At 57.8% G+C, this 22,121-nt stretch carries 11 protein-coding genes; 5 read left to right on the top strand and 6 right to left on the bottom strand.

Annotated elements, in window-relative coordinates:
* Positions 1-34: 34 nt before the first annotated feature.
* Positions 35-2,668 (bottom strand): SMP-30/gluconolactonase/LRE family protein, encoded by a 2,634-nt coding sequence (locus ETAA8_RS17660; RefSeq protein WP_202921050.1) that lies wholly within the window; start codon positions 2,666-2,668, stop codon positions 35-37.
* An 838-nt stretch (positions 2,669-3,506) separates the two neighbouring features.
* Here ETAA8_RS17660 and ETAA8_RS17655 point away from each other — a divergent pair.
* A complete protein-coding gene (locus ETAA8_RS17655; RefSeq protein WP_145091089.1) occupies positions 3,507-4,019 on the top strand; it encodes a hypothetical protein in 513 nt (170 codons plus the stop codon).
* Positions 4,020-4,174: 155 nt separating this feature from the next.
* Here ETAA8_RS17655 and ETAA8_RS17650 read toward each other — a convergent pair whose 3' ends face one another.
* From ETAA8_RS17650 to ETAA8_RS17640, 3 genes are read right to left on the bottom strand one after another with little or no spacing between them, the layout of a single operon-like run.
* Complete coding sequence (locus tag ETAA8_RS17650; protein WP_145091086.1) at positions 4,175-4,954, bottom strand: 3-keto-disaccharide hydrolase; 780 nt, start codon at positions 4,952-4,954, stop codon at positions 4,175-4,177.
* A 6-nt stretch (positions 4,955-4,960) separates the two neighbouring features.
* Positions 4,961-7,771: a c-type cytochrome gene (locus ETAA8_RS17645; protein ID WP_202921049.1), complete on the bottom strand. Its 2,811-nt coding sequence runs from the start codon at positions 7,769-7,771 to the stop codon at positions 4,961-4,963.
* The gene (locus ETAA8_RS17640; protein WP_145091080.1) at positions 7,768-8,394 is read right to left on the bottom strand and encodes a hypothetical protein; all 627 of its coding nucleotides are present in this window, start codon (positions 8,392-8,394) and stop codon (positions 7,768-7,770) included. Before ETAA8_RS17640 ends, ETAA8_RS17645 begins: the two co-directional genes overlap by 4 nt.
* A 694-nt stretch (positions 8,395-9,088) precedes the next feature.
* Here ETAA8_RS17640 and ETAA8_RS17635 point away from each other — a divergent pair.
* The 3 genes from ETAA8_RS17635 (at position 9,089) to ETAA8_RS17625 (ending at position 13,555) form a co-directional block, all read left to right on the top strand.
* Positions 9,089-9,991: an alpha/beta hydrolase gene (locus ETAA8_RS17635; protein ID WP_202921048.1), complete on the top strand. Its 903-nt coding sequence runs from the start codon at positions 9,089-9,091 to the stop codon at positions 9,989-9,991.
* 388 nt (positions 9,992-10,379) lie between these two features.
* The gene (locus ETAA8_RS17630; RefSeq protein WP_202921047.1) at positions 10,380-11,741 is read left to right on the top strand and encodes a multiheme c-type cytochrome; all 1,362 of its coding nucleotides are present in this window, start codon (positions 10,380-10,382) and stop codon (positions 11,739-11,741) included.
* Positions 11,738-13,555: a multiheme c-type cytochrome gene (locus ETAA8_RS17625; protein ID WP_145091074.1), complete on the top strand. Its 1,818-nt coding sequence runs from the start codon at positions 11,738-11,740 to the stop codon at positions 13,553-13,555. The genes ETAA8_RS17630 and ETAA8_RS17625 overlap by 4 nt, the downstream gene beginning before the upstream one ends.
* Here the strand turns inward: ETAA8_RS17625 and ETAA8_RS17620 are convergent.
* Positions 13,526-17,629, bottom strand: a complete 4,104-nt coding sequence (locus ETAA8_RS17620) for an LVIVD repeat-containing protein (protein ID WP_238397407.1) — start codon at positions 17,627-17,629, stop codon at positions 13,526-13,528. The two genes, ETAA8_RS17625 and ETAA8_RS17620, sit on opposite strands and share 30 nt — an antisense overlap.
* Before the next feature lie 11 nt (positions 17,630-17,640).
* Positions 17,641-19,587, bottom strand: a complete 1,947-nt coding sequence (locus tag ETAA8_RS17615; RefSeq protein ID WP_145091067.1) for a hypothetical protein — start codon at positions 19,585-19,587, stop codon at positions 17,641-17,643.
* Between the two features lie 267 nt (positions 19,588-19,854).
* Between ETAA8_RS17615 and ETAA8_RS17610 the strand changes: the two genes are divergently transcribed.
* Positions 19,855-22,119, top strand: a complete 2,265-nt coding sequence (locus ETAA8_RS17610) for a hypothetical protein (protein WP_145091064.1) — start codon at positions 19,855-19,857, stop codon at positions 22,117-22,119.
* The last annotated feature ends 2 nt before the right edge of the window (positions 22,120-22,121 follow it).

Raw genomic sequence — 22,121 nt, 5'->3', positions numbered from 1 at the left:
GAAAGGGAAACGGCGGAGCGATCTCAAGCGCCATCTACTCGGAATTCATGCTGAGTGCGAACTGCTTCTCGATCCGCAGCAGGCGAACGTTCACGATGTCCGAAACGTAGATGTGGTCGTCCGTCGCGTCCACACTGTTGGGCCACGCCATGGGCAGATCCTTGGTCGGCACGAGGTCGCCGGGTAACCCGCCCATCGAGTCGCGGTTTCCATAAGTGCCGAAGGTGACTATCGGGTTGCCTTCGTTATCGATCACCGACACCCGCGGCAACTGACCGGTCGGATAATAGACCCGGCCATAGCCGTCGACACCGAAGCGCGGGGTGCGCGATTGCGGCCCAAGCGGACCGTAATGAATGTCGTAAACTTTGTCCGGCGCCGCTGGCTCCTTGGGAAATAGCGTGCCGCCTTCGACAGAGCCAGTGGGTGCGTATTTGTAGATGCGTCCCGTGGTCGCTTTGAAGTCGGGGTCTCTGTCGAACCCCTGCGGCATATTGTTGACGTTGCCATTGTGCAGGCCAACGTACAGATTGCCGCGAGGATCGAAGCGAATGCCACCGGAGCGAGGCTTCTGGCCTCCGAATCCACTAAAGCGGAGCGGTTGCCAAGGTACTCGGGCCGATTCGGGCTTGAAGTAATGCAGCGGGCCGCTGTAGTCATCCGCACGATTGTTCTTATCGGGCAACACTCCCAAAGTCGCCAGCCCGCCGCTGGGAGCGACCGCGATGCCTCGCTCACCGAGACCAGTGAAGATCCATGAGCAGGCGATCGGCGGGGTGATTGCATGGGCTGATCCGACAGTCGGCACAGGTCGGCCCGGAATCGTAACAACGCTTTCTTTTTGCAAGACACCCGCCGGTGCAGGAGTGAAGAAATCGCCATCCATTGACCAGCGATATACCGGCGTGCCCCAGTGATAGTGCGTATAAAGATGCCGGCTGCGCGCATCGATAGCGATACTGGATGCTCGGAGCGGCGTCTTGGCGTCTTGCTTACAGAGCACGAACTGCGGATCTTTCCAGTCGGTAATCCGGAAGCAGAAACCCTGCGCATCGGCGATGTAGACATCACCGGTCTTTTGGTCGACCTCCATGTGCTGCAAATCCAGGGCACGCTGCGGACCAGCTTCATAGAAATCTTTGACTAACTCCAGGCTCGTACCCGAATCCTGATAAACGCGCACAGGCAGCGTGGTGTAGGCAACCCAGACAAACATCTCACCCTTGTCCTCGACCACCGCTAGGTGTGAATTCTCCCTGAACTTGCCGATGCCGCTGCGCAGCGGCAGAGAAACCTCCGGTGCATCGTCCTTTGTCCAATCGCCGAACTTGAGCAGCGCCATTTCTCCATTGCCGCCGTAGTCGCCGAAACGGGTGGTCACGTAGAGCGCCTGAGATTTCGGATTCACGGCGATGGCATCGGGATAGGCGACAGGAATTTCACGGATTAACTTTCCTTCGTCGTCCAGAACTACAATGCGCTTGTTCTGGCGGTCGCAGATAAACACTCGCCCCTCGGCATCGGTGGCAACACCCTGCAGCGCTGCGTAGGGGTTAGCGCTGGTATGCCCGATCGAAGAAGCGGTGCGAGCTTTCATTGTGGCAATCACGTCCTTCTCGTCTAACGAAAAAAAGACTTGAGTCTTCCGTGTAGCCAGATCCACTTTCCAGACCTGCCCATCGCGCCAAAAGCCGGTCGTGGAGATGCCTTGAGCATTGTCGTTGGCAAACAGGCCGCTGACGTACAGCGACTTGCCGTCGGAGGAAAGCGCCGAGAACAAATTGCCCGAGAATCCTCGGGTAGGTAGAGGCTCGCCCCCCAGCATCACGTTGACCTGATTCTCGCGAAGTGTGCCATCGCAGCCGATGGTCATTTGTTGATTGCCGAAATCGCGGCCAGCCACGCTCGTCAGGCACAAATTGTCGCTTGCGGAAGTTGGTACGAGCGTGGCGCAGAGCGCCTGGCCTCCTCGGCTCAAGAGGGTCTTGCTTGGAGAAGCTTGGCCCCAACCACTGCGGCTCTGCAGTGTGTACGTTCCGTCGTCTCGGACGTTGATGCCCCAGCCCTGCACATCGTCAACAGGCTTTCCCGCGGGCGGAGGAAAAACCGTACGGCGATAAGCGCCCCTGGCATCGTACTGGCGGATGGTCGGCGCTCCGTAGAACGTGGAGTTTCCCAGCACGTACACGCTGCCATCGGATTTGGCCTCCAATCCAGTCACCATCCATTGAGCATGATCCCCTTGGCCGCTCAATTCCGACCAAAAAGCGTAAGGGTCTCCGCCTACGATGCGGTCGAGCTTCACGCTCATCCCCGCTCGGACGCGCACCGTCAACTTTGCAGGATCGGCGACGGGTAGGCCATAGTCGTCTTTTCCATCCCAGGCGATCTTCTGCGATCGCGACTTGGCGACCAGTGGCGGCGGCGGATTGTCGCCGAGCACGCCGGCCGCCAGATGACGGACCACGAGCGAACTGGCCGGATCGACGAGCGCTACTTCCACATCGGTGAGTCGGTTTAATTCGAACGTCACCCAGCTTGATTGACTCTCCCGCTCGAATACTAGTTGCGGGCCATTAACCCACTGCAGCGACGGCTGAGCGGAAGCTGTTGCGGAAGAAAGCAATACAACCACGGCAAGCAGAATTGATTCCGCGCGTGAACCCATGTCACACCTCTCGAAGGAAAGCAACTGGCAAAGTGAGCGCTTCCGCATTGTATTCGCACGCCCGGCAGTCTACCCCGATGCGTCAGCGAAACACTACTGGGTTTGGGTGTCTCAAAAAAACTGGCTAAGCATCTCGAGGCCGTCGGTTCAAATCCGGCCCTCGCAATTTAAGATATTCCGGCACGGTACGATCGCCGAATCCAAAGGCGCACGAGAAGCAGGCAATTCAAGCTGCGGTGTAACGATTGGGCCTGACAACGTGATCCGCGGTCTTGTGCATGCGCGCTGACGTGGCCATACACACTGCGGTATTAGTTTAGAGTACGGCAATATTTTGGAATCCTGCGAACCACCAGTTCACGACTTGTCAAGGCGGCCTTTCCCGGCATTCGTCTCACGCTACATTGAGACCCACAGTTGGCCTGCTTGTTGTTCCAAAGGAACAACGGCTGCTAGCTTTGTGGGGCAAGGTGGCCCCTTGAAAGCCCTCGCAAGATGCGAGGCAATTCCGCATGGGACAAGTCCCACTGTCTGTTGACGGGACGCGGAATGGTCGCAAGTCGACAAGCTGCCTGCCAGCCCATCACCAACCTACCTTTGCGGTCCATGGTCGGATCGTGCATTCCTAACGTCTAACGCTGCACTGCACCGCGGTCGCAATGCGATGAAGCAACAGCCTCGTCGTAGCAGGCGACGCCGCGCTTAGTCGCACAACAGGGGCTTGTCTCACGAAGTGATGGCAAGCCCCAGGCAGGATTCCACACACAGAAGGAGAGATGTGATGTAACCGCGATCAACGTTGGTTTTTTGATTTGTTCTCACGATGGAGTTTGATCGAATGAAACGGATTGCTTTATTTGTTTGCGGAATGTTGCTGCTGGTTGCGAATACTGCGGAGGCACGACGGTCACGTGGTGGCGGCAGTTATTACCCCCAGCCGGTGAGCGTTGCCCCTGCCTTTCACAACACTACTTCGGCACCGCCGAAAGTTGTCGCGGCGTCCAATAGCAGCGCCCAGCCCGTGAAAGTCGCCCAGGCATCTCACAGCACCACGGGCCAACCAGTGAAGGTCGTTGCGGCCGCACACAGTTCACCCGCACCTCAGTCGGCGAAAGCTGTCACCGCGTCGTATAGCACGGCTACTGCTCAGGGTGTAGCCAATATTATGGCTTCGCGCGGCGTGGTCGGACATTTCGGCGGCAACCCCGGCTATGAAGGCTGCGGAATGGGGGCCACTGCGCAAGCCGCTTATAGCATCTGCTGCTATGGCAACAGCGGAATGGCGACAGTCGATGTCGGCTACGCTCAAGGCGCGAATGGAATGTGGTACTGCTGCCGTCGATATCGCTAAGCGGCCACGAGTTGATCAGGGGCCAGATTGAAGTCTCCTGATCTCCACCACAATATCGCGCCGACTTGGCGCAATAGGCCCGTTGCAGTCGACCCTTAGAAAGAAGTCCCCGCAGGGATTGCGGGGCACCTTTCTGGTTGTTGTTCGGCGACACGCTATTTCGCGCCTTTGGCCGCTGGGCTCTTTGGCTTCGCCTTCTCCAGCATGCCGCGCACTCGGGCCTCCTCTTTTTGTAGTGCGACGCCGGTCACCGGCAGGGGCTGAAAAGTGGGATCGGGAGTAAGCTTCTCGTCGGCTGGAATCGTGCGGAGTCGCAGATTGCGAAATGCCACGTCTTGACCGTGGTCTTGCAACAGCAACTTGCCGCCGCGCTTGGTTAGGTCACCGCCGCGAATCCGCAGCAACTCCACCTCTTTCGACCATTTCGGATCCTTGTAGTCGAACGAGAGCACGCGCTGGTCGTTCAGCCAATGTTCGATGATGCTCCCTTTGCACAAGATTCGGGCGGTGTTCCATTCGCCGTGCGGACGGGCGACGCGTTTGCTTGGTGCCATGCAAAAGAAAATCGAGGCGGCTGACTGGCGCGGGTTTTCGCCGTAGGGACTGTTCTCATCATCGAGTACCTGATACTCAACCTGACCTGGTCGGTAATAGACCCCGCTGTTGCATCCCTTGGAAGCCTTCCAGTCGAAACGGAGTTCGAAGTCATCGGGAATGAGTTGCTTCTCATACGTTAACTGCCCGCTGGGGCGAACCCGTGCGAAGGCCCCGTCTTCAATCACCCAGTTGCCGCTCTGCTTCCAGCCCTCGAAGGTCTTACCATCCGAGAGCGCCACAAACCCCAGCTTTTCCTCTTCAGGATCGAGCGCGAGGGCTGACATTTGAAAGGCTGCGAATAGACAGGCGAGAGCGATGGATGGAGATAAGCGGTGCATGGTAGCTCACTTGGTTTTGGTGGGTGTGATGGGTTGGATAATCGGCTCAGGCCCAGCTTCGAGAAACTTGAGCATTTCAAGAATCTCGGTCTTCGTCAGTCCATTTAACAGGCCGTTGGGCATGGCCGATACCTTGGAGACGCCTTGTTCTTCGATCGACGATTTCTCGATCCTGGTCAACTCATGGGGCGTGAGCAGGTTTTTCGCGACGAAAACAGCGTGTTCGTCTTCCTTCAGGACAACGCCGATCACGACCTGACCGTTATCGAGCAGAAACTGCTGCGTCTGGTACTTCGGATGAATTTCGCTCGACGGTTCGATGATCTGCTGCAACAGCTTTTGGCCTTGGTACTTCTTCACCGACTCGACCAGATCGGGACCGACAGTTGCGCCGACACCCGAAACCGCGTGGCATTGCAGGCACTGCGCCTTCATGAACGCTTGCATCCCTTGGGCAAGCGTCAGCGGCTCGACCTTGGTTTGGGTCAAGCGAGCGCCCACTTCCGGAAAATCACTCGAAGTCCACGCGAGGTTCATCGCTCGTGCGTAGGTCGCCTCCTTGCGCGCGAACTCCGCATCCGAGGCCTTCGTAACATAGCTAATCAGCGTGCCGAGTTGCTTTTCGGTCAGCGTTGCACCGACGGGGGGCATCAGATTCGCGGGATAGCCCTCCAAGAGTTGGGCGTTCGGTTCGAGAATGGACTGCTTCAGATATTTGGCATCTGCACGCACCTCGTACATTTTGCCCGAGTCCGGATCACGTACTTTGCGAGTGGAACCAACGAGGCCGATGAATGTCGGCCCGACTAACTTGAGTCCATCGAGGCTATGGCATGAAGCACAATAGTTCCGATAAAGAACGCGCCCCGCGTTCCCTTCCGAGAAGCGGAAGTAGGGAGTTGAGGTTGTCAGCATGTTAGCCGGCGCGGCGCTGATGACGCCGGGATGATCTTGGGGAATGCGATTGACTGTGAACCAAAACTCGCCCGTCCAGAGCGAAAGCCCACTGGCCGATGGGAGCGATTCAGGAATGCGGACATAAAGAACTTCGCCCTCGCTGAGATCGGGAATCTCCAGGAACACACGTCGACGGTCGTCGGAGACGGTGGCTGAACGCACCTCAGCACGACGATGCAAAACTTTGGCACCGCCGTAAGTCTGTGTTCCTTGATAGGTCCAGCGAGTTACATAGTAGCCGGCCGGATCCCAACCGCTCCCTTCAGCTAAGGGCAGCGTAAACTCGACTTCTAAACCGTTGGATCGCAGGCGGGCGGCCAACGGTTCGAACACTTCCTTACCCGTGTAGCGAATGCGCGAGAGACCACTCACGCGATGGATAAACTCTTTGTCAGCACCGCGGGCGATACCTCCGGCGAAGAGGTCACCGGCCTCATTGAACTCGAAGCGATGAAACAGGTGCCGAAAGCCCTGCGAAAAGGGAAACACAGCCCCCTGCGTGATGCCGTCTACCTCTTCTAAGAACGACCGCTGCAAGCCGCCGAAGGTCGCATCGCCGAACACGACTTGGCCCGCGTACGGTCCCCAGTTCGCTGGCAACAGAATTGGCTCGGTTGGTGAGTTGGCAATTTCACCTTGGGGCAGCCACACGGCCGGGGGCGTAGCCTGGGGACGATCCAGCGGATGCCAGGGCTCGCGGCTGCGGAACTGATAAAAGGCACCTTTTTGTACCGAGATGAGTTTGTTGGCGGGTAGCCATTCGCCTTGATTATCGGTCACCAGCAGCGAACCGCGCGGTCCCTCGCCAATGCCATCCGGCGTGCGCAATCCACCTGCAACAATGTCCGTTTTGCCCGTATCGACGTGCACCTGAATGACACTGCCGCGCAGCGGAGCCTGACGGTTGTCTTTATCGCGCATCGTCATACCGACGCTGGAAGAGAAAAACAACTGAGAGTCCTTCACCACAGCACCGAAGAGGTACTCGTGATAATCCGTCGTGCATGGCCAGTCATGAGACAGGCAACGATAAGTCTCGAACGTGCCATCGCCGTCTTCATCGAGCAGTTCGGTTGCTTCGTTTTTTTCGGTGACAAAGATGCGGCCGTTGGAGACGGCCAGCCCCATCGGTTCTGAAAGCCCCTGCGCGATGCGGCGAAACGGCGGCGGCCCACTTTCCGGAATTGCCGTCAAGTCGAACGAATAAAGGTCACCGTCCCAAGTCGTAAAGATCAGTTCGCGCGGCCCACGAAGCGCCATACCACTAATCCGCAACGTAAGAGCCTCGTCGCGCAGGTCATGCACAGCTAGTGCTGGATGCAAGGAGGTAAGCTTTTGACCGAAGCCTGGCGTTGCATCGGGCGAATCGGGTTCCTTCGGCGGGTTAGCAAGCGACAAATTGCCAGCTGTCTCACCTGCGAGAACTAACTTTCGAAAGCGGAGCGGATGATCGTATTTGCGATTGGACGGCGGTACGAGCAGCACCAAAACAGGCAGCCCGGCCCGCACTCGAAAAGTCCCCAGCTTGACTTGCCCCCACTCATCTTTTTGTGTGACAGGCACTTTCCAGAAACGATCCATGCCATCGAACGAAAGCTGATAATCCTGATCGAGCGGCCGCTCGCAAGCGTATTCAATCGAAACCGTGATTTGTTCTGCCTGCTTCGCCTGCACATACCAGCCGATGATTGCCCCGCGCCCCTTGGTAATTTCCAGCACTTCGCCGGCATAGGCATTGGGGCCTTTGGAAAATATTTGCTTCGCGGGCAGATCAAGCTCGCGCGACGGTTCCACGGCCGGGAGCAGTGCTCCGGTCATGCAGAACAGAAGTAGAACGAAAGTAAAAGGAGCTTGTTTCATGGCAGTGTTAGTCGCTGCCATTCGGTACCCTTCAGGGTAGCCACGGTGGCGTCTGGGTTAGAGGTCAATTTCCAGGCTTTTCGAGCAGCGGAGGGAAGCAGCAACGCTTCACCAACCGCGAGTGTTTCCACTCGCAATTCCCGCGAGAAGCGTTCGTCCTTTGGGGCGACCAGAGGAACCCGTTCGTACAGATTCAGCTTGCCTGCGTTGTGCAGCAATTCCCATCTCAATTCAATGTGGTCTTTTCGGTGAGAGCAGCCGAGATAGCGAATTGACAGGGGTACTGTTTTGTCGCCGCGTTGAAGTTCCCAAGCCGAATCCGCCTTATCCTCGAAGGCGGTCGTACCTGCCGATCGAGTCACAAAGCCAGACTTGAGCAATCCGGGTTTGCCCGTCGGAGCCTGCCACGCTTTAAGGACCGTGGCCCGTTCCAAGTCGTAGCCCAACCACAGATCGGTCCCCTGTTTAATCGACAGAGACCGCGGCTTGCCATCCAAGCTCAGCCGACTAATTACCTGCGGAGCAAAGGGTAAGGCCGGTGTAACATTTTCCTCAGCCTGGAGAGCCGCCAGCGACATCAGCATGAGCAGCAATGTGGAGATGGCAGTGAGCGAGTATGTCATGCTGGTGAACGTAACAATGGACCGATGGGAATCTAGCCACGAGTGCGAACGGGGAGTTCACCGGACGATTCTAGTTCGTTGCTGAGTGCTTCGCGACTAGACGGTGTGCATCGTGGTCTGAGCCAGCGGCCTGAGGTTTATCAACACCCCCCTTTTGCGGTCGTCGCCTTTAAGGCGTTCTGTGGCAACGAATTGCGGCCATTTCTCCAGCTTTGAAATCATCCTCTTTGTTGATTAACCTCAGCGGCGCGCCACGCCTCGATCGGTTCTTGCCGGCATGATCAAGAACAGTACCGCGCAGCGAGAACTGTTCCTGCAGCGCAGGTACGCACCGCCACCAAGTTGCCAAACAGCCAATCAGATTATTAATAACTAGTAATCGGTTGTCAAGTACATCTATATAAAAATTGCCTGGCTATTCTGGCTGGGGCGATTCCGGTCAATCGGTGAATCGTTACTCGGCAACTTCATCCTCAGGCTCGCAACTGTTTCGGAAAGTTAACTCCAAGCTCCAAGAACTTCGCCGCGCGGGGTCGAGAAGGTCGGTTGGCAGAATCGAGCGTGCCGACCAACGAGGGTCTGCCTTTCTCGTCTGTTGCTACGTACACTGGCTGCAGCGTAGGTTAGCGCTGCGAATGGCTGCAGAACTTCCACTTGTCTTGAATTCCACTCAGGCTGCCAAAGGAATGAACTGATGACCAACCTAAACCATACGATGTCACGTTTCGGCAGCAGCCTCCTCATTTGTTTGGTAGTCGGGCGCTCCAGTTACGCACAACCTGCCAGCCCAGTCTCACCTCCGGTCGCTGCTCCTGCAGTTGCTGTTGATGTCTGGCCAGCAGACAAAATGCCTGGTCGCGGTGCCGACCAACCCGAGGCTGAAAGGCCTTCGAAAGATACCTTCCATCGCATCACCAATGTCAGCCGCCCCACATTGACCCTGTTTCCCGCGCCGAAGCAAGGTTCACCCGCACCAGCGATGATCGTTTGTCCCGGCGGCGGGTATAGCTATGTCGTCATCGATAAAGAAGGGACGGCGATTGCGGCGTGGTTAAATTCTCAGGGTATCACGGCCCTCGTCTTAAAATATCGCAACCCGAATAACCGCGAGGGCGCGCTGCAGGACGTTCAGCGAGCCTTGAGCCTTACCCGCGCCCACGCGGCGGAATGGAACGTCGACCCGAAACGATTGGGAGTCATCGGCTTCTCGGCAGGGGGAAATCTCGCGGCGAAAGCCAGCACGCAATTTGGTGAGCGAACGTATCGCGAACTTGATGCGGTTGATAAGCAGAGTTGCCGACCAGACTTTGCGGTGCTTGTTTATCCAGCCTATCTGGATGACGGGAAAGGGGACGTCGCTGCAGATCTCAACCTGAAAGCGAACATTCCGCCGACGCTGATCGTTCATAGCGACGACGACAAGAACCACGTTATCGGTAGCAAGGTCTATCATGCGGCGCTCGACGAAGCCAAAGTAGCGCATGAATTCAAGCTCTATCCCACCGGCGGTCATGGTTACGGGCTGCATTCGACGAAGGATGCCCGCATCTGGCCGGAAGATGCTCTCAAATGGCTGCAGAAGGTCGGCATTCGGTAACAGAGCAGGTTGCGAATTTGCTGAAGTGAACTCCTGAGCCGTCGTACGGCGTGCTGCATTCACTTCTGCTGTCGCTTCAGCATTAGTCGTCGATTCCACGCTGGCTTGCATACTGCGTGAACTATTCGGCCTGGGCAAATTATTCCTCAGCTCTGGCTGAGCAGTTAAATCTTTCGTAACCGGAATGCACAGCACTTTCCCATCTTGTTTCCGGGCAAGGGTGCCATCGGGTCGAAAGGCGCTAATTGCAGACCAGCGGGGATGAGCACGAGTAAGTGGCCAGCTGATAGCAAGTGAAATGCGTACTTCCTTCAATAACCGCCGGTGGAGTAGGCAGTGGTTGCCCGGGCCATTGGTGAGTATTGCGCTGGCTTTGGCTACCACTGCGATGACAGCGGCCGTTGGAGAAGAAACTGATGCGCCCAAGATGATGGGGTCGCTCAGTTGCAGCAGCGTGTCGTGTCATGGTGGACAGATCGACAACATCGCCCGACCACGGCCGCGCGAGGAGTATGTCCGCTGGTTGCAAGACGATCCGCATGCGCAAGCGCGGGCCACGCTGCAGAGCGATCGGTTCCAAACGATTCTTTCGCGCGCCAGTCAGCGAGCCGATGGTAAGCCCGACCCCAAGATGCAGGCTCGCTGCAACCAGTGTCACGATCCGGTTGGCATGGCAGCTGAATTGACGGCAAATCACAACCTGGGGCACGGTATCAGCTGCGAATCGTGCCACGGCAATGCCGAGAAGTGGATCACCAGGCACTACGAGCGTGATGTCAATCGCGCTGAGTTACTTTCACTTGGCATGCTCGATACGAAGAATCTGCACACTCGTGGTAAAGCCTGCGCGAGCTGTCATGTTGGTTCCGCCGACCAAGATATGAATCACGACATGATTGCCGCGGGGCATCCACCGCTACGCTACGAACTGACTGCGTTTCACGACTTGATTCGCCACAAACATTGGGACGATTCGCCCGAGCGGTTACAAACACGCGACTTTCAGGTGCAGCTGTGGGCAGCAGGGCAAGTCGCCGGTGCGCAGGCCAGTCTGGAATTATTGGAAGCTCGCTGTGGAAGCGTGCCGGAACGTTGGCCAGAATTTGCCGAGTACAACTGCTTCGCCTGCCATCAGCGATTTCGCGTTTCCAGTAGCCTGCTGGTTGCCAAGCGCGATCCTGGTCGTCCCGACTGGAGCCGCTGGCATTTGACGTTTGTCGAATCGCTTCAAGCCGCAGATCGCAGCGCCGATAACGACTCGTCGCTGCAAACCTTGCGCACCATCTTCAGCGAAACTTTTCCGCCGAAGCAATCCCAAGTGCTCGCGGCCAGCGCTGCTGCACGGCGACGGTTCAATAATCTGACGCCAGATGAATCGTTCAGCGCTGAGAAATTGTTGCTCACGTTGTCGACTTCGCTAAGCAATCCTACCGGCGAGTCCGACTGGGAAACTCGCTCGCAGCAGTTTCTGGCTCTCGTGGCTGCGGAACGAACCTATCGCGATGAGTTAGCCAAAGCGCAGTTCTTCGCACGCCTCGGCAGCGAAGAGTACAATCGCCGACTGACCGAGCACGAGTCGGTGGTTGCTGACTTGACGCTTGTCCGTACGTGGTTGCAGTTCGAAGGGGGCTCTGCCAAGTCGGTACTCAGCGACGAACCACAGCAGTTTCACGAACATCGGCAGGAACTGGGCCCTCAGTTAAAGACGATCGCCGACAAAATGCACGGGCGGATGTTACTACTCAAATGATCTTCCGCAATTACACCATCGCGCCCTACTGCCTGCTCGCGTGGCTGTTTGTCGCCAGCGCCAGTTGGGGGCAAGTGCCGGCCGAGAAGAAGCTGCCGCTCGCGCATGCCTTTCAGGACAACGGCAAGTGCGTGCATTGTCACGAGCGAGGCGTGTATGGCTCAGACTTTCTTGGCGAGAATGCCGAGACCGTCTGGCAAAAGTACGACAAGCACCGCGATGCCTTCCGCCTCCTTTACATGGGCCGCGACGAAAACGATGTGGCTGGGGCTAAGGCAAAGCAGGCCCTCGTCAGCCGGATTCTCGGCTTCGATCTGGCTGATGCGTTTGAAGATGCGAAACTGACCATGCTTAGCCAGAAGCCCGCGTTGCAAGCGAAAGTTGCAACAGTGCGGCAGTGCCTCAATTGTCACGCGACCTGGCCACAAGAGAGTCAAACAGCTCATCCGCCGGTGCCGCTCGACCTCGGTGTTTCGTGCCAGGCCTGTCATGGGCCAGGACTGCAGTGGACCGATCCGCATGCGTACCCTTGGTGGCGACTCGTCACACCCCAGGGGAAAGAATCGCTCGGTTTCAAAGACGTGCGCGATCCAGCCGAGCGCGCCCGCGTTTGCGCCTCCTGCCATGTGGGCAATTATGCCGAAGGAAAATTCGTCACTCATGCGTGGTACGCCGGTGGGCATCCACCGCTGCCGAGTTTCGAGTACTCCACCTTTGCGACACAGATGCCGGTGCATTGGCGTTCGCTGGCCGATAAGGCGAACTTCGCCGGGCGAGAAGCAAACAACCCGCTGGCCGATCTGGGAGTCGATCAACGGGCGCGGTTGCGTGCGGTGCTCAACACCGATGTACCTGAAGATCAGGTGCGCGTCAGCTATCGCGAAGCGAATTTTCCTGCGGCACAGTTTGGTCAGCACGATCCGTTCACCGATCTGCCGCGCTTAAAAGAAGCTGTAGTCTCGGGTGCTGTCGTGCTTGAGGCCTACGCGAAACTCGTCAAGGAATATACGCTCGCCGCGCAAGCACCGACTGGTGGAGCAGATCAAGCAGCGCGCCCCGCCTGGCCAGAGTTCGCCTTGTATGACTGCGCTTCGTGCCATCATGAACTAAAGAGCGGCTCGGTCTTTCCCGAGCGACCGCTGGGGAAGAATCCACTCGGTCGGCCACCGGCCCAAGTTTGGCCCATGGCGCTCGCCAAACTGGGAGTTCTGCATTCGGTTCAGTACGATCCGCAGGCAGCTGCGGAACCGCTAAAAAGTTTGGAACAAGCGCAACAAGATTTCGAACGGGCCATTACCGCGACCGTCTTTGGCGACCCCGAGAAAATTCGCATATCAGCCGATGCGCTGCAGGTCGAACTAACCAAGCTAATCGAGCGCCTAAAGTACAGCCGCTATGACGATGCTTCGGCACGCCATGCGTTGCTGCTGTTGACGGACAAGGCCCAAGTCGAAACGCGCGACTATCACAGTGCGCGGCAAATTGCCTGGGCGGTGCGGCAAATCAACAAAGACTATGCCCGCCTTCCTTATTCCCGCGGTGCAGCCGAGCCAGCGGCGCAGTTGATCGAACAGTTGTTAGCCATCGAGCAGCTGTTCGATGTGGCCAAGGAACCCGGTCAGCCAGCCGTGGATGTGCTGGCGCTAAAATTGCCGGCGACTCGGCAGCAGAGCATCGTCGACCAATTACAGATCACGTTGCCGGCGATTAGCCATTTCGATTCCGTCGCCTTTGCTCGGCGTCTGGCGGAGTTGAATTCGCAATACCAAATGGCATCGCCGAGCCTACCGCCGCTGCGGCCACGGCCCCAGTAAGGGCATCGCCATTCGCACCTGGCCCAGCGCCGGTGGAAAGTTGTAAATCCGCGTATCGAGCGGATCGTCGCTGACTTGCCAGACTTCCCCGGCGCGCGTGGGATGCAACGGGCCAAGGCGACGATGCATGCGAGTCTGCTCTTCCCAGTTGAGTGGCCGCGCGCCAACGCGCCCGAAGACGGCGATCTGACTTCCCGATTCATCAACCGCTCGATCGCGGTCGAGCGCCTCGCCAATGGCCAGGGCGTGGCCACCTTTCGGCAGCTTATAAGTGGCGACAAGCTGCGGCGTCGGTCGCGGGCTGAAGCCGGCATTGCCGGGCGTATCGGGCGAAGTAAGTTGCACCACGCGCAGACCGTTCTGACCGTCGGCTAAGTAGGCAAACTCACTGGTGTAAGTGATGCCGAGCTTCACGTCGTGGACTTCATTCAAGCAGCCGCCGGCATCGAACACCTGGTCGAGCACGGGCTGTTCGGGACGCGTGACATCGACAACGTGCAAGCCATGCTTGCCCGCGGCCACGTAGGCATAGGTGCGGGCAACATAGACGTTCTTGCATTCTTCCATGTGCAGCAGACCCTTGTGTACCGGCGTATGAAGGTTGGTCACATCGAAGATGTGCAGCCCCTTATGTTCATCGCACACGAAGGCATAGCGAAACTGCACCTGCACGGCGACCGGATGCTCCAGCGTTTCGTGCCCAATGACGGCCGTGACTTTGGGAGTCTTGGGATCTTCAAGCGTAACCACGACCAGCCCGGCATCGCAGCAGATGTAGGCGTAGTGCCCGACGATCGTGATGTTTCGCGCGCCGCACAGAATGCCATCGGGATTGAACGTAACGGCCCGCTCTAGAAAATTGTTGAGCGGATTGCCGTCAAGCAGCGTGCCCGCGCCGACGAGAATCAGTCCTTCGTACTTGTCGGTGACATAAATGTAGGCATAGAGCGGATGAACCGGCTGTTCGTGATTCTCTGGCGGCTGCACGCGTGTCGGATCGGGCGCGAGCGTACTCGGTGCGGCGATTGCGGTGGCATACTTGGTGGGCACATGCAGGCGCTGCCCCAGCGGCGAAACCGGTGCCGTAGTAATTCGCTCCGAAAACGCCTTGTCGTCGATAAATGCGATATCGAACGCGCGGAAGCCATCGGGTCCGCAAGCGGCATACAGATATTCGCCGCGCGGCTGAACCATCAACACTTCCGGCTTACGCATGGGCCGCCTGAGTTGCTCGAGCACATCGAGCCCGGGATGCTCGTGAGCGTGTTCCAGTTCCAAGTCGTGCTCGACATGCTTTTTGAAATGGTCGGGAAAGGCAATGCGATGCAACGAACTGCCGATCACGGCTTGGGGTTCGTTCTGCTCGGTGACGACCGCTGCTTCCAGGCCATGTTCGCCCGCGGCAATCCAGCAATAGCGCCCCATGAAGTTGGTGTAATTGGTCCCCTGCATCAACAGCTGGGCCATAATCGCGTTGTTGTCGTTGTTCACCGAGACGTGACAGTCAGTGCACATCTTGGTTTCTGAAGCGCCGGCAGGAACAACGCCGCGCAGATTGGGATGAGCACCGCGCACCGTGTGGGGCACATTCGTGCTGAAGGCGATCCCACTCATGCCGCTCCCCGAGATGGTCTGCTGCTGGTGATAGATCGATTCGCGATTGCCGTTGTACGAAGTGACGTGGATCGCGCACGAAGAGCGCGCAGGGTTGATCTTGTTGCCAGTCGCCAGGCCGTCGCGGGCGAGCATATAGACATCGTCGCGAAGAGTTTGAAAATTGTAAGCGACCAGGTTGCGCGAGACGTCTCCTTCGTTGTGCAACGCAGGTGCCTTCTTGTTCGCCTTTTGCGGCAGATGGCAGCCGAAGCAACTGGGATTCCACGACGAATGGCACGTCATGCAGCTCATATTGCCACTTTGATGCGCGCAGGGCTTTTGATCGACGACTTCGACCTTCTTGCCGTTCGCATCGACCAGTTCCTGGACCACGCCCCCCCAGGTGAGTTTGCCGTCGAGTTCACTCCAGCGCACGGTCTTGGCCATGTGCGACTTTTGGTTGTAGTTGTAGCTGGTCGGGTTTGTCGTATCGGCCGTTTGTTTCACTTCCCACTCGCGGCCTGCTTCCACCATTGCCCGCTGAATGAGCGCTAGTTCGCGGCGGCCATCGGGACGGGTAACGGGGCGGACTTCGAACCGCGGCCGGCCATCGGGGGTGCGCAGCGCCATCAGGTCGCGACCGCCGCGCGGATTCTTGGCGGAAGCGGGCTCCGCTGCGGGACCGCTGGTGCGCATTCCTTTTCCTTCGTGCAGCCGCTGCATCACGGTTTTGTCGGCGGGGCCGTGACAGTCGATGCAAGTGATTTCAATGGCAGCGCGCACTTCGCCATACAACTTGGTGTTGCCGTGAGCGTCTTGCACAAAGTGGCAATCGACGCAATGCATCCCTTTTTCTTGATGAATGTCCATCAGGTGTACGGGCATGTCCGCACAGCTCTTGCTGCTGGCTAGTGTTTGCTGACGAGCCGGATCGGGCCAGACTTGTTGCGGTTCCGGAGTGATGATCGGTGGGACGTATTGCTCTTCGGGCTGTACCACGGCGGCCCGCAGTTTCTCGGTAGTAAGGTTTTCAACCGGCTTGCCGAAAGGATCGAGCAGCCGCCCTTGGCGGTCTTTCTTAAAGACGGCGCGAAAGACCCAACCGTGACCATTGAAATCGGCGAACTGGTTATGCCGTGCGATTTGATTGAGCTCGGCGACGCGCTCCAGGAAGTTCGGATCGGACCAATTGCCGCGCGCGGCGGTCTCGTCGGGATTCGACATTTGCGATTGCGCGAGCTCTTCGCTCGTTGGATTCTTTTGCTCGCGCGGGTACATCAGTTCGCCATCGGATTCGTTATCCCACCACATGAAGCCGATGTAGGTGTTCAGTACGTTCGTGCCGGGATGAATGTGGCAGACGATGCACTGGCTGGTGGCAACTGCCGTGGTAAAGCGATGCGCGATCGGGTGGCCGCGCTCATCCTTGGGAATGGTGGGATCGACGTTGGTGACGAATTGATTCGGCCCGTTGAGGTCGGGCTCGGGAGCGGCAAATGCACTTTTGCCAAAGCGGGCATAGGGGCCGGAATGAACCGGCGAGCGATCGTTGGCGTAGACCACGTGGCAGCCGCTGCAACCACTGCTGCGGTAGTCGCCAGAGTGATCGTTGGTGCCGAGAAAGTTGAGCGTCGGGTCGAGGAGTCGAGTCTTCTGCAGGCCAATGAACACGGGATCGGTCCGGTTCTCGGTTCCCAAACCACGCGTACTGAGGCGCGTGCGCGGGCGGCCCGGTTCTTCGCCCAGTTCGGGAATGCCGACCTCGGGGCGAAAGCGGCCTCCTTGCTCGAACACGCGGAGGATATTGCCCGGCTGACTGATCTCGAACCGTGGGAGCGGATCAAGATAGAGGACCATCGCCTTTTCGCGCAAGTCGCGGGCGATCTGCGGCACTTCTTCGGGCTTCCAGACGTTCTGCATGCGCTGAGGCGTGCCATGCATGGTATAGCTTTCGCCATAGCGCGACGCTTTGTGGGGAACCGCCCCGTTGTTGTAGAGAGCAGCGCCCCACAGCATGCAGCCGTGGGTCATCATGCTCTTGCGCACTTGCAGCACTTCCTGCGGATGGCAACTGCCGCAGCTGATGTGGGCGACGCGCAGGTCGCCGGGATTCACAAACCGCACGAACTCTGGGCTCTCATGATTCAACAGCGTGTACGAGCGGACGGGGTTCGCCGAAGTGGGCCACATTTCGGGAAACTTCGGCCGAACGTGGGCACCTTCTTTGTTGTCGCAGTTGGCATCGCCGCCATGGCAATCGATGCAGCCCAGCTTGACGGTCGGCTTGGCATGCATGTCGTGTACGCCGGTGTGGCACTTCACGCAGCTGGCACTTTTGCGGTGGGCGTCGTCGGCCGTTTGACGATATAGATCCTCACCACCGGGGGGCGACACTTGGGCCTGAACGTTGGCTGTCAGCAGGCAGCAGGCAAGGCCTAGCCAAGGTGCGGCGATGCGAGTTGTGTTCCAGCAAGGCATACGCATATTTGTTAATAGGTCAAAGCTAAGTTGGCGAAGCCGGCCACCAGCGTGTTGGCCTGGCCATCGAGGGGTGCGTACAAATCGTCGAAGCCCGGTCCCGGAATGAGCATCGAGATTCCGCCCACAAAGATGATGTTATTGTTCAGCAGTGGGCGATATTCGACGCCGGTGCTCACGTCGGCACCAATGAACGCGTTGATGTTGGGCTGAAAGACAAACTGCTCGAGGACTTCGGTCTGATCAAACCAGAGGAAGTTCACGTTGTTGATCGACCGCAGCTTGGGTGTCAGTTCCGCGTCGTAACCCATGTTAAAAAGATGTAGGCCCGGGTTCACAAAGTTGGTTTGCCCTTGGAACTTGCTCGAGCGTAAATCGGGGACCAGACTCATGCGGTTGGTCAGGTTCACGCCGAAGAGCTTGATCGTTTGCCGTTGCCAATAGCTGAACTGACCACCGGCAAAGTTCGGATTGTCGAAGATGGTGTCGAAACCGGTCCCTTCGCCATCGAAGATGTTGTCGTCGCCCGAGGCGAAGAAGTAGGACGTGCGAAAGCGAATCCAATCGCGGTCGTACGAGAGCTCGAGCGCTGCCATTTGAGCGTTAATATTCACCGGTCTGCCGGCCAGCGGATTTAGCTCGTCTTTGCCGAGCGCCCAATAGAACGCGTGCGAGATGTTGACGCGATTGATGTGCCCATCGCCGGCAAAGCCCAAGTAGTGCGAGTTCACTTCGTGTTCGGCGAAAACTCCTACCGGATCGGGCCGCACGAGGAAGCCGTTCTTATCGAACTCGACGCTGGCCTGGTCGCGGTTGTAGTGGTAACTGCACGAGACCGTGTAACCGGGCCAGATGAAATCCTGGCGATAGTAATTGGCGATAAGCGTGTTTTGATGGCGGTCGTCAAACGTGTTCAGCAGGCTATTGGTGTCTTTTTCGGTCTGATCGAAATAGATCAGGTTGAACTGATCGCGATTCGAGAAACGCGTGCCGAACAGGCGAAAGGCGCGGTTGACGTCGGCGAAGATGAAGCCGCGGAAATCGCTGGCAAAGAACTGCGAACCGGCGCGGGCGGATACGAAGTCGTAATCGGGACCGAAGTCGGCGAGCTTCGTTTCGAATATCCATTCCTCCAGTGCGTATCGTTCGCGAAATCGTCCGGTACCTTTGCGCACATCGGGACTGACAACGCCGTATTCATCGGCGACCAGGTGGTTGATGTTGAAAATGTTCGTTAGCTTCACGCGCCAGTCGGCTGGCTTGAAACCCGCATCGCCGTGATTCCACTCGGTGGAGATCAACAGGTTATTGTTCATGAAGTACTGGTCGGGATCGCCGAAAAACTCTTCGCTGCCGGGATCGGGCGTACTTTCGAAGGGAGTGTTCGGAGTGGGAACCTGGCGCGCTTCGAGCAGCAGATTTTCGGTCGCAGTGAGGATGAAAAAGTTGTGCTGACCAAGAATGGGATAGTCACCCTTGAGGAAGTTCTGGTGATAAGGATCCCACTTGCTCCCTTCGACAAACGGATACTCGTCTTGCGCGGGATGACCCTTGTCGTAGCGATCCCACTCGGGAAAGCCGCTGCGCCAGCGATCGGCCAGCGGAACAAAATGGCTATCGAGTTGCGGCTCTTCGGGACGAATGCCCGAAGGGCCGGTATAGCCGAGGGGCGGATCGACGGGCCACTGCAACAGCAGGTCGGGCTCTTCGATGAAGTGAGGCAGCGGAACAAAGTCGGGCGTGGTCGGCTGAGTCAACTGCGGCCCGCTGAGAACGGGCGGACGAATCAGCATGGGCGGCGTGGGAGGAAGAACTTCCTGCGCATGGGTTTGCTTCGCCGCAATTCCACCAAGGAAGAAAGCCAGCACGGCGACCGCGCGCAGTGCTAGGAACCAGCGCGAGCTGTAGAGCCCGCGACGAAGCCCTGACAGCGAGGTGGCTCCATGAAGATGGTTCAAGGTAACACCAGCGGAGCGGCAGCCCGAAGCGTAAGTGCTGATACTCAAACCAGTAAAGACGGTGGTAAAACGTAGCGGTTATATCGACTGTAATGTCCCCCGATAAGATCAATTAAAGAGATTGCGGGGCCGATAGTTAGTTTGAGTCAAGCTCGGCCGAAGTCGGCCATAGCCCATGCGCTCACTGACCAAACGCTCGCGTTGCCAGCACTCCAGAACTACGATGACCAGATTCGGCTGAGCCTGCAGTGAAGGGAACTTGTAAAGATGTTGGCGAGTGAGGTTTACGGTTCGAAGCGTGCGGGGCGACGGCTTGGTTTGGAGTGCCTCGAACGGCGCGAATTGATGGCGGGAATGCCGCTGCCCGATTCGCCTGCAGTGCTAGCTCAGCTGCAACTCGACAAGACGCTCGACACCATTACCGAAACCGAAGTGCAGGTATTGCTGGCGCGAGCAGCGGCAGCATCGAACTCGGAAGATGCAATCATCGCAGTCGTTGACCGGGGTGGCCACATTTTGGGTGTTCGTCTCGAACAAGATGTTCTCGACAACATTACCGACGAAGCGCTGCAAATCTTCGCCATCGATGGTGCAGTGGCCAAAGCCCGCACGGCGGCCTTCTTTGCCAACGATCAAGCGCCGCTTACTTCGCGGACCGTTCGCAATCTGAGCCAGTCGACCGTCACACAGCGGGAAGTGCAGTCGAATCCCAACGTCCCAGATCCGCTGGTGAACAATCCGTTTGACGATGCCGACCCCACCGCCCGCACCTTTGGTCCGGGGTTTGTCGCGCCCATTGGTGTCGGCGGTCACTTTCCGCAAGGTGTAAAGAATACGCCGCCGGTCGATTTGTTCGGCATCGAACGGCAGAGTCGCGATAGTATCGTTCACCCGGGACTCGATGGCGTGAAGGGGAGCGCCGACGATATCAACCTGATGAGCCGGTTCAATGTCGATCCTGCTTTTGTGCCGGCCGGGAAATTACTCGAAGCACCCGAGTCTTACGGTTTCCAGTCGAATCGCTTGGATTATGCTCAGTCGCGCGGCATCGCTACGTTGCCTGGTGGAATTCCACTGGTGAAGGTGATTAACGGGAAGCCCGTAGTGGTCGGGGGAATTGGCGTCTTTTTTCCCGGCATGAATGGCGATGCGACGTTTGAACAGGGCTTTGTGCAGGCCGCCAACGAAAATGCGAAACCACAAACCAACGAACAACGCTTGAACGCGCCCAAAGTGCTCGAAGCAGAATGGATTGCCTTCGCCGCTGCTGGTGGCGCAACGGGACTGAAGACCCTCAAGAATCAGTCGGTAAAAATTAACGCGATCAACGGTGTCCCCGCGCTTCCCAGTTACGACGTACTTGCCAAGCAAGGTCGCATCGACCTGGCTGGCGTCACACTGGAACTAGTCGGGCCAAATCCAACGGCCAAGAATCGACTGCCGGGCGTGGAAACCATTCAGCGCATTGGCATGCAAGTTATGGTCGGCGGTGATGGGACCAGCGGCATGGATCAGGTGGTCGATCCGGGGGCCGATATGAACCCCGCTACGCCTGCCGATAACGAACTATATCTGCCGGGAGAAACCATGCCCGACGGCTGGCTGGTGACGCCGCACGTCTCGCCAACTGGGGCCAGTTCGCTGACGGTGGCCGACATCGAGCGAATTGTCACCCAGGGAATTGCCCAAGCGGAGAAAACGCGCGCGGCGATTCGACTGAATCTCACCGGTGCCACAGCCAAGCCCGGCGCGCCGACGGCGATGGTCTTTGCAATTGCCGATCGTGATGGCAATGTGCTGGGCTTGTACCGCATGAAGGATGCCACGGTATTCTCCATCGATGTAGCGGTCGCCAAGGCCCGCAATACTGCCTATTACGCCGACGCTTCGGCCATTCAGCCCGAAGATCTCGTCGATGATGACCAGCTGCTGGCCCGTGGTTCGATCACGGTTGCCGAGCTGACCAAAAACAAGGCCAAGACGAACGGCGTCGTCGGCAGCCCCGATCTTTACACGAACACCAAGAGCACGAATCTGTTCGTGCCGGCGACAGGTCTGGCTTTTACGAATCGCACCTTCCGTTTTCTGGCCACACCGCGTTATCCGGCAGGCATCGACGGTTTGCCGCCGATCTTCAGCATTTTAAACGATGTGGAAGTCCCCACTGGTGTCGGCAAGACCCGAATCAACCGCAAGACTGCTGAGAATATTGGCCAGCCGATGTTGGCGTCGCAATTCCAAACGGTGTTCGGCTTCGATTCTTTTCACGCCGGCCGCAACTTTCATGACGTAGACAACATCGCCAATCAAAATGGAGTCGTCTTTTTTCCCGGCAGTACGCCGCTGTATGTGGGGGCGACATTGAACGGGGGATTGGGAGTCAGTGGCGACGGTGTCGATCAAGACGACGTCGTTACGTTCTCTGCCGAGCGCGGCTATGTTCCGCCGGTGAATTTGCAGGCCGATCAAGTGTTCTATCGCGGTGTTCGTCTGCCTTCGCAGAAGTTCAACCGTAACCCGCCGTTGCGATAAGG

It is taken from the genome of Anatilimnocola aggregata (assembly GCF_007747655.1).
In the GTDB taxonomy this organism is placed as follows: domain Bacteria; phylum Planctomycetota; class Planctomycetia; order Pirellulales; family Pirellulaceae; genus Anatilimnocola; species Anatilimnocola aggregata.
This window is presented reverse-complemented; position numbering and strand designations above follow the sequence as displayed.